General features: G+C 38.9%; 9 protein-coding genes. 6 read left to right on the top strand and 3 right to left on the bottom strand.

Annotation, left to right across the window (positions count from 1 at the left end):
* The first annotated feature begins 167 nt into the window (after window positions 1-167).
* The 6 genes from BMG01_RS09710 to BMG01_RS09685 all read left to right on the top strand — a co-directional run bounded on the left by BMG01_RS09710 (window position 168) and on the right by BMG01_RS09685 (window position 5,949).
* Window positions 168-620, top strand: coding sequence for a GNAT family N-acetyltransferase (locus tag BMG01_RS09710; RefSeq protein ID WP_036067112.1), 453 nt, complete (start codon window positions 168-170; stop codon window positions 618-620).
* A gap of 112 nt (window positions 621-732) precedes the next feature.
* On the top strand, window positions 733-1,650 hold the full coding sequence (locus BMG01_RS09705) for a DMT family transporter (protein ID WP_036067884.1): 918 nt from the start codon (window positions 733-735) through the stop codon (window positions 1,648-1,650).
* 161 nt (window positions 1,651-1,811) lie between these two features.
* A complete protein-coding gene (gene groES, locus BMG01_RS09700) occupies window positions 1,812-2,096 on the top strand; it encodes a co-chaperone GroES (RefSeq protein ID WP_004914841.1) in 285 nt (94 codons plus the stop codon).
* Window positions 2,097-2,124: 28 nt separating this feature from the next.
* Complete coding sequence (groL, locus tag BMG01_RS09695; RefSeq protein ID WP_004914840.1) at window positions 2,125-3,741, top strand: chaperonin GroEL; 1,617 nt, start codon at window positions 2,125-2,127, stop codon at window positions 3,739-3,741.
* A gap of 124 nt (window positions 3,742-3,865) precedes the next feature.
* Window positions 3,866-4,381, top strand: a complete 516-nt coding sequence (locus BMG01_RS09690) for a PadR family transcriptional regulator (RefSeq protein WP_004914839.1) — start codon at window positions 3,866-3,868, stop codon at window positions 4,379-4,381.
* Window positions 4,381-5,949 carry an MFS transporter gene (locus BMG01_RS09685; RefSeq protein WP_004914837.1) on the top strand — a complete coding sequence of 523 codons (1,569 nt, stop codon included), beginning with the start codon at window positions 4,381-4,383 and terminating at the stop codon, window positions 5,947-5,949. The genes BMG01_RS09690 and BMG01_RS09685 overlap by 1 nt, the downstream gene beginning before the upstream one ends.
* 143 nt (window positions 5,950-6,092) lie before the next feature.
* Here BMG01_RS09685 and BMG01_RS11490 read toward each other — a convergent pair whose 3' ends face one another.
* From BMG01_RS11490 to BMG01_RS09675, 3 genes are read right to left on the bottom strand one after another with little or no spacing between them, the layout of a single operon-like run.
* A complete protein-coding gene (locus BMG01_RS11490; protein ID WP_004914836.1) occupies window positions 6,093-6,296 on the bottom strand; it encodes a hypothetical protein in 204 nt (67 codons plus the stop codon).
* Window positions 6,297-6,314: 18 nt separating this feature from the next.
* Window positions 6,315-6,896 carry a DUF2785 domain-containing protein gene (locus tag BMG01_RS09680; RefSeq protein WP_004914833.1) on the bottom strand — a complete coding sequence of 194 codons (582 nt, stop codon included), beginning with the start codon at window positions 6,894-6,896 and terminating at the stop codon, window positions 6,315-6,317.
* Window positions 6,897-6,924: 28 nt separating this feature from the next.
* Window positions 6,925-8,262 carry a C1 family peptidase gene (locus BMG01_RS09675; protein ID WP_036067882.1) on the bottom strand — a complete coding sequence of 446 codons (1,338 nt, stop codon included), beginning with the start codon at window positions 8,260-8,262 and terminating at the stop codon, window positions 6,925-6,927.
* Between the last annotated feature and the right edge of the window lie 243 nt (window positions 8,263-8,505).

The raw sequence follows: 8,505 nt of genomic DNA, 5'->3' as shown, positions 1-8,505 counted from the left end.
GGAATGATAAAATAGTGGTGCCCATTAAGGTCCTTCTTTCTAATGGAATGTTGTGGTAACACCATTAAAGACCTTGATGGGTTTTTCTGTCCACTTAAATGTTCAACTTAAATTTTACAATCTGCCTTTTTATAAATATGCTAAGATGTTTAATGAGGAAAAATATTATGAAATCCGAAATCACATTTTTGACTAATGAGGACATCGCACGAGCAACAGCGTTATATATTGACGTATTTTCGAAGGCGCCTTGGTGTGAGCAGAATGACTATGATGATATTTTTCGTTACATCACCCGCCTTTTAGAAATGAATACCAATCGATGCTATGTTTATAAAAAATCTGACCACATCATAGCTTTGGCACTGGGATATGTGAAACCTTGGCATTTGGGTGTTGAATACCAGTTGGATAATTTTTTTGTTGATGCGAACTATCAAGGACAAGGCGTTGGAACTGAATTACTCGCTTCAATCAAAAATGATTTGATAAAAAATGATATTCCTGCCATTATTTTAGAGACAGAAATGCATACGCCAGCTGAAAAGTTTTACAGGCGTAATGGATTTGAGGGACTAGCGCAGCAACGTTCATTGGCATTAACTTGTCGATTAATTTAATAGCTACTGAATCAAGATACAAATTTTTGACTTCGATGATGTAATCTTAATAAAAATTGTGATAATATAAAATCACGTGTGAATTTTTTAATTTAGAGATTGAGGTCACTATATGTCATCTTTTAAAAGTATAATTTGTGGTATTATTAGTGCAACTTTGTTTGGCATTAGTGGTATACTGGCCAGTATTTTATTTCGTCAAGAGGCCGTGGCGCCAGAATGGCTGGTAGGCGTGAGAATGCTGTGTGCAGGGGCGATTTTGCTTTGTGTGCTGACCTTATTTACTAAAGAGGCTGTTTTTTCGGTTTGGCAACATACATATACAGCACTTTTGGTCGTTTTGTTTGGTCTTTTTGGTGTGTTGCTGGCGCAATCAAGTTTCTTTTTGTCGGTTTATTATGGGGATTCAGCCACTGCAACGGTCTTTCTATCGTTAGGACCAGCAATTATTGTTGTGTTGATGAGTATATATAGTAAACGTTGGCCATCACGTCTTGAGTTTGTTGCGATTATTTTGGCATTATTGGGTGTCTTCTTGTTAGTAACTAATGGTGACATTAACCATCTGAAAATCAATCCAAGAGCACTTTATTGGGGTGTTATTTCAGCATTTGGTTTGGTGGGGTATACCTTGATCCCAAAACCGCTGTTACATCAAACGCCACCTTTAGTGATTGTGGGTTGGGGATTATTAATAGGTGGACTGGTCGCTAATCTCATACATCCAGTGTGGCGTATTGCGAGTGGTGTTGACTTGCAAGATATCTGGATTGTTATCGCAATTGTCATATTTGGGACGTTGATACCGTATGCGTTGTATGTCATGAGTTTAGCTGGATTAAAGCCATCGTCTGCTAGTTTGCTAGGGACCATTGAACCTTTGGTAGCAACGACCTTATCGGTGACATTGCTAGGGACACGCTTGAGAGGGTTTCAACTAATTGGCATTTTACTTATTTTGTCAACAATTTTGTTGATTAGTTTACCGCTGAAAAAAATTTTTACAAATAGAATAATGACTCGTGGGTGACGTGATGACCGACGAGTTTTTTATTTAAAAATAGAGGCTGAATTTTGATATTTTGAATCAAAAAATGTTGACATTTGTGACCAGCGTGATATACTTATAGTTGTATTTAGCACTCACATATAAAGAGTGCTAAAATGAAAAAATCTCGGAGGTATGAATCCATGTTGAAGCCATTAGGTGATCGTGTGATTATTGAAGTAACGGAAGCTGCAGAACAAACTGTCGGTGGGATTGTGTTGGCAAGTAATGCCAAAGACAAGCCTGTTACTGGTAAAGTTGTAGCTGCGGGAACGGGTTATGTCTTGAATGATGGCACAATTCGTGATTTGACAGTTAAAGTAGGCGATGAAGTCTTGTTTGATAAGTATGCAGGGCAAGAAGTGTCATTTGAAGGGCAAGATTATTTGTCACTCCATGAAAAAGACATTGTTGCAATCGTTGAATAATAATCAAATCAAAGGAGATAGTTAAATCATGGCTAAAGAATTAAAGTTTTCAGAAGACGCACGTTCTAAGATGAAGGCCGGCGTTGATAAGTTAGCTGATACAGTTAAAACAACAATTGGACCTAAAGGTCGCAATGTGGTCTTAGAGCAATCTTATGGTGCACCAACCATTACTAACGATGGTGTGACAATCGCTAAGGCAATTGAATTAGAAGATCACTTTGAAAATATGGGTGCTAAGTTAGTTGCTGAAGTTGCTTCAAAAACTAACGACATCGCTGGTGATGGTACAACAACAGCCACAGTTTTGACGCAAGCTATTGTTGGCGAAGGCCTAAAAAACGTGACAGCAGGTGCTAATCCTGTTGGTATTCGTACTGGTATTGAAAAAGCAACGGCAGCAGCAGTTGCTAAGTTGCACGAAATGTCACATACCGTCAATACAAAAGATGAAATTGCTCAAATTGCGTCGATTTCAGCTGCTAATGAAGAAGTCGGTCATTTGATTGCTGAAGCGATGGACAAAGTTGGTAACGATGGTGTCATTACGATTGAAGAATCAAAGGGTATTGAAACAACATTGGATGTTGTTGAAGGTATGCAATTTGACCGTGGCTACATGTCACAATATATGGTCACTGATAATGATAAGATGGAAGCCAACTTGGACAATCCATATATCTTGATTACTGACAAGAAGATTAGCAATATTCAAGACATTTTACCAGTCCTACAAAGCGTTGTGGAACAAGGTCGTGCATTGTTGATTATTGCTGATGATATTACTGGTGAAGCATTGCCAACATTGGTTTTGAACAAGATGCGTGGTACATTCAATGTTGTAGCTGTTAAAGCACCTGGATTTGGTGACCGTCGTAAGGCACAGCTTGAAGATATTGCCATTTTGACTGGTGGTACAGTAATTACTGATGATCTTGGCCTGAACTTGAAAGATGTTACAATCGAACAACTTGGATCAGCTGCTAAGGTTAATGTTACTAAGGACAATACAACTATTGTTGAAGGTGCTGGCGATAAGCAAGCCACAGCAGAACGTGTAGCAACTTTGAAACAACAAATTTCAGAAACAACTTCTGACTTTGACCGTGAAAAGCTACAAGAACGTTTGGCAAAACTAGCTGGTGGTGTTGCCGTCATTAATGTTGGTGCAGCCACAGAAACTGAATTGAAAGAACGTAAGTATCGTATCGAAGATGCTTTGAATGCGACACGTGCTGCCGTTGAAGAAGGATTCGTTGCTGGTGGTGGTACGGCTTTGGTTAACGCAATCTCAGCTGTTGAGGCATTGTCTGAAACTGGTGATGTGCAAACTGGTATTAACACAGTGATTAAGGCGCTTGAATCACCAGTTCGCCAAATTGCTGAAAACGCTGGTTTGGAAGGCTCAGTCATTGTCAACAAGCTTAAAGATCAAAAAGAAGGCTTTGGTTACAATGCTGCTACTGACGAGTGGGTTGACATGATTGCTGCTGGTATCGTTGATCCAACCAAGGTGACGCGTTCAGCTTTGCAAAATGCCGCCTCAGTGTCAGCTTTGTTGCTAACGACTGAAGCAGTTGTTGCAGAACAACCTAAAGAAGAAGCACCTGCAATGCCACAAGGTGGTATGCCAGGTATGATGTAAGCATTTAATTAAGAATCAACCTATACTTAGGTTGATTCTTTTTATATGCAAATATAATTGACAAAAGTATCTAAAAGATATACTGTGTTTTAAGTATCTAAAAGATATAATAAAGGAGGGCATTATGTATGAATTATATATATTAGGTCAATTATTGTATGCTGATCATTCTGCATATAAATTACGATTTATACTGGAAAATATTTTAGGCGCAAACCGTAAAGTTAGCTTTGGGGTACTATATCCATTATTAGAAAAAATGGAAACCGCTGGCAAATTAATGATAATAGAAGACCCGCATAGCAGGAAAAAAATACACGTTACAGCAGTAGGACGTGATCGGTTTTTTGAGTTGATGCGTGAACCAGTGAAAAATAATGCACATATGGACGAAGTTTATTTATTTAAACTCACTAGTTTGTGCTTAGTTGATAGCAAATTGGCACAACAAATCATAGCTGCTTTTCGTGCAGAAAAACAAGCGCAACGTGACCGCTACACAGAAAATATTAGTCAATTAATGCTCAAGCACGCTGATGCATCCTTTTTCAAATCGGCTTTGCAAGCAAATAAATTGCAAGCGGCCTTAGCAAATACCTATTTAGATTATGTCGACATGATTGAAAGAGAGTTAGAATAATGCAAAATTCAGGACACGAAAAAACAAACCCTAAGCGCTGGTTAGCGTTAATTGCAATTTCACTTGGGGTGTTTATGGCTTTGATTGACACGACAGTTGTCAATGTTGCTTTACCTAGTATTCAAACCAGTTTGAATGCGTCATATTCAGATTTACAATGGGTTATTTCCTCATATACAATAGTTTTTTCAGTGCTATTGTTAATTTGGGCAAAATTAGGTGATTTATATGGTCGTAAATTGATGTTCATGGTTGGACTGGTCATTTTCACGATTGGTTCAGGACTTGACGCTGCATCAACGACCATTGGCATGTTACATATTTTCCGTGCGGTCCAAGCTATCGGAGGATCTGCACTCATGTCATTATCATTTGCTTTAATTGGCACAAGTTTTGATGGTAAAGAGCGTGGTATTGCTTTGGGCATTTTGAGTTCGATCATTGGCCTTTCAACTGCTTCGGGTCCACTGTTAGGTGGCTGGCTTGTTGATGCGTTTTCATGGCAATCTATTTTCACAATTAATTTACCGGTTGGTGTCGTAACAATAATTTTGGCATGGCTTTTTATTTCTAACAAACAGGCCCACCGTGCTAGTGGCCAAGTCGATTTTTTGGGTATGCTATTATCTGCTGGGACAATCTTTTCTTTGGTTTTTGGTTTAGTTCAAAAGGAAATGCACACTGATTGGGGTTGGGGTGAGCTTCAAGTGGCTGGCTACTTGGCTACTGCCGTTGTCTTGTTTGCATTGTTCATTTGGCGACAAAAAACTGCTAAAAATCCCATGATGGATTTGAGCATGTTCAAATCATCTTCATTTACAGGAGCAGTTATTATTGCCTTTTTCTTGGGTGCTGGTTTGTATGGCTTTTTTGCTTATCTTTCTACCTTTATGCAGAACTATGTCGGCTATACAGCTTGGCAAACTGGGTTGCGTCAAGCAACTATATCAGGTTTCTCACTGATTTTAGGACCAATCGCTGGTATGTTGACAAATCGTTTACGACATGGCTATATGCTGGCATTTTCAGCTTTCTTTATAGGGATTGGCTTGTTTACCTTGAGCGCATTGACGAGCGAGACAGCGACATTTGCTGATTTCTGGCCTGCATTTATTATTATTGGTATTGGAGGTGGCTCAATAAATCCGCCAATGACAACAGCGGCGATGTCGTCGGTCCAACCTTATCAAATGGGGATGGCTTCGGGAATGATTTCGACTTTCATGCAAGTTGGCGTTAGTTTTGGTGTGGTGTTCCAAGGATTGCGATTAGCCGATGGCTACCAATCGGGTTTGGCGCATCATTTTGTTACTTTAAGTCATGTACCCAGTGCTATCATTACGGCGTTACACAAAGTCTTGGTTGAGGCAGGTCCTTTTTCCGGACATGCGATTATTACTGGCAAGCGCATTTTAGCTACGCCTTATGCCCATGAATTAGAATTAGCAGTTCGACAAGCATTTGATTATGGTTTCATTAATGTCATTCGTCTGGATGCAATTCTGTTGATAATTGGTGGTGTGGTAGCTGCGGTTATGATTAAAACAGGTGGCAATCGTCCTTCATAAGAATCCAAAATAAAAACACGGCATACCGGAAGATAAACACCCGATATGTCGCGTTTTTTTATTTTAAAGATTGAAAAATGGTCATCGAAATTAACCAAAGTGGTTAGTTAAAAACAACACTATGTTTCTTTTTAAGACTAGCATTAAAGGTATCCAAAACGTTGATAATTGTTTTTAATGATGCGATTCACAGCTTCTGAAAGAGGGTGGTCAGAACTTTCCGTGATAAGCAATACAGACTGTAACTTAACCATGAACAGTGAAACATTACCATAAGCATCAAATTCATCTGCATTAATATGGTTTAAGTCGGTTAGCCATTCTGTCAACTCTTTATCAGTTATCAATTGGATATAACTCAAATGCTAAATGGGTATGACTAAACGCCCAGGTTCATCGGCTGTGAATAAAAATGGACGATGTAATACATTTTTAATTGCAGTCAATAATGCAATAATATCTTGGTGATTTAATGATTGAAAATTAAGGATTTCATCAATCAAATCAGCGCTGTGTGCAATACCATGAGCCCAGCCGTGTAAAGTTAAACCTCTGAAATCATGTTCTAATTGCAAATAAGAAATCGTTTGTTTAATAAGTTCACGTTCTTGTTGTTGAGACAAAAAGGGCGAGTTATTGTGGCGATAAGCTAACGCTGCCAAGAAGAGTGCCGTAAAACTTCTTTTGAAAATGGACTCATTGTCCTGAGAATTATCAATGTTGGTGAGTAAAAATCGATTACGCAACAAACGTTGTGTTACTTCTTGCTGTTGCTTTAATGTTAAGTTTCCAGCTGTTACTGCCTCTGCAAATAGGTTGTAATTTAACGTGTCTCGTAGTTCTGAATCTAGTGAGCCAATATTTGTAATCATCAGATCTAACAAATCATCTGAAATAGATTGGTCTTCAGATTGACGTAACCGTTCCAATTTTTCTTTTAGCGACATGCCAAATTTTCGCTCCTTAATCCAAATATTAAGCCAATGCACCCATTGGGTCCCAAGGGGCGAGCAATTTTGGCGTAGCGTTATCATAAATATCGACTAAGTCAGCGCCGAGGAATTCTTTTTTAACGACAACTTGATAGGCATACTCACTCATCCATTCGTCAGACATTGTGAAATATCCTTTTTTACCGGCTTTTTCACCCCATGAATTTTCGACTTTCCACTTGGTTGGTTGACCATTTTCGTCAAAATCAACACCGGTCAATACCATGGCGTGTGTCATTAAACTTTCGCCATAGTCAAGGCGTTGGGCCTTTGTCATCGTTGAATCAATGTCAAATAGCGCGTCAGTTGCAAAGACGCCGTCCGCCATCAAACCATTGTCGCGATCTACTTGTGGTCCCATATCAACACCAAACCAGACGCTTTGACCTGCCTTCAATTGTGCAATAGCAAGTGATTTCATTTTATCGATAGTCACGTTGAGATGTTTAACTTCTCGTCCACCCACAACATTGCCTAGCATATCAACATTATAAGTGGCATTAAATGGCTTGTCATCTGTGGGTGCATTAATAATTGAAACGTAATTGCTCAAATTCCAACCAACAAATTTATCAAAATATGTTTTTGGTGTCAAATCATGCTCGATGTGGAAGTTCTTTGATTCATCACGATATTCAAAGTCAAATTTGACTGGTGGTTCACCAAATGTAATTGACAGAACGCGGTAAACATTTGCTAACATTTTCTGACGTGTATTTGCAATTTCTTGCTCACCGGCGTGATTAGCTACTAGTTCACGCAAAATAACAGCATCGTGGCGCAGAAGTGTGTTGAATGTCGTGTTAAACTCTTTTGACGCAGAAGAAGCTTGCGACTCTGGATAAGCTGATTGTGGGACGACACCGTACTTGTCGATGATGGCAACAATCATATCCCATTGACCGCCATCTTGTTGTGGTGTGGCTAATAGAAAAGCGACGCGACGTGAATCTAGTGGCTCATTGGCAGTATTTAAAATATTCTCATAAAAGTAATTAGCTTTTTCAAATTTATCCCAGAAGAAAGTATAACTTTGAGACAATTGGAACTCGTCGCTGATATGAAACATATCTTTCATATCATGACGCATAGTATTCAAAGCAGCGAACATCCAGCAACGACCAGATTGCTTTTGATTCGCTACTTTTCCTGTATCAAGGTCAATAGCGAAAGTTGGAACATTGGCATTAACAACTTCTTGATTGTAACTTGCATTGTTAATACCATTTTTGGTGACGGCACGGCGAACAACTGCATTTTGTGATGTTGCTGTTGCTTCACGGAATTGTGCAATTGATTGCGTTGTGATTTCTGAAGACATAATGAACTCCTTTTTAATAATAAGTCCAATATAGCGCTTTTTAAAGCGCGCTTCAAGGGACGGTGTCAGCAATTTGTTGTGTGGTATGATAATTATCGAGGTAATTATACGATGACTTTTTCTACCAGAAGTCAAGTGTTTCAAGGCATTTAGCTTCTTTTTATGATGCTGCAATTGGTCATCAAGCACTACTAAAATAAACCGATGTCTTCACATTGGTTTTGCAAAATGTTAGGCTTATAA

The organism is Leuconostoc sp. BM2, assembly GCF_002095565.1.
GTDB classification, from domain to species: domain Bacteria; phylum Bacillota; class Bacilli; order Lactobacillales; family Lactobacillaceae; genus Leuconostoc; species Leuconostoc falkenbergense.
The sequence above is the reverse complement of the archived record's forward strand: the minus strand, read 5'-3'. Positions and strand labels throughout refer to the sequence as shown.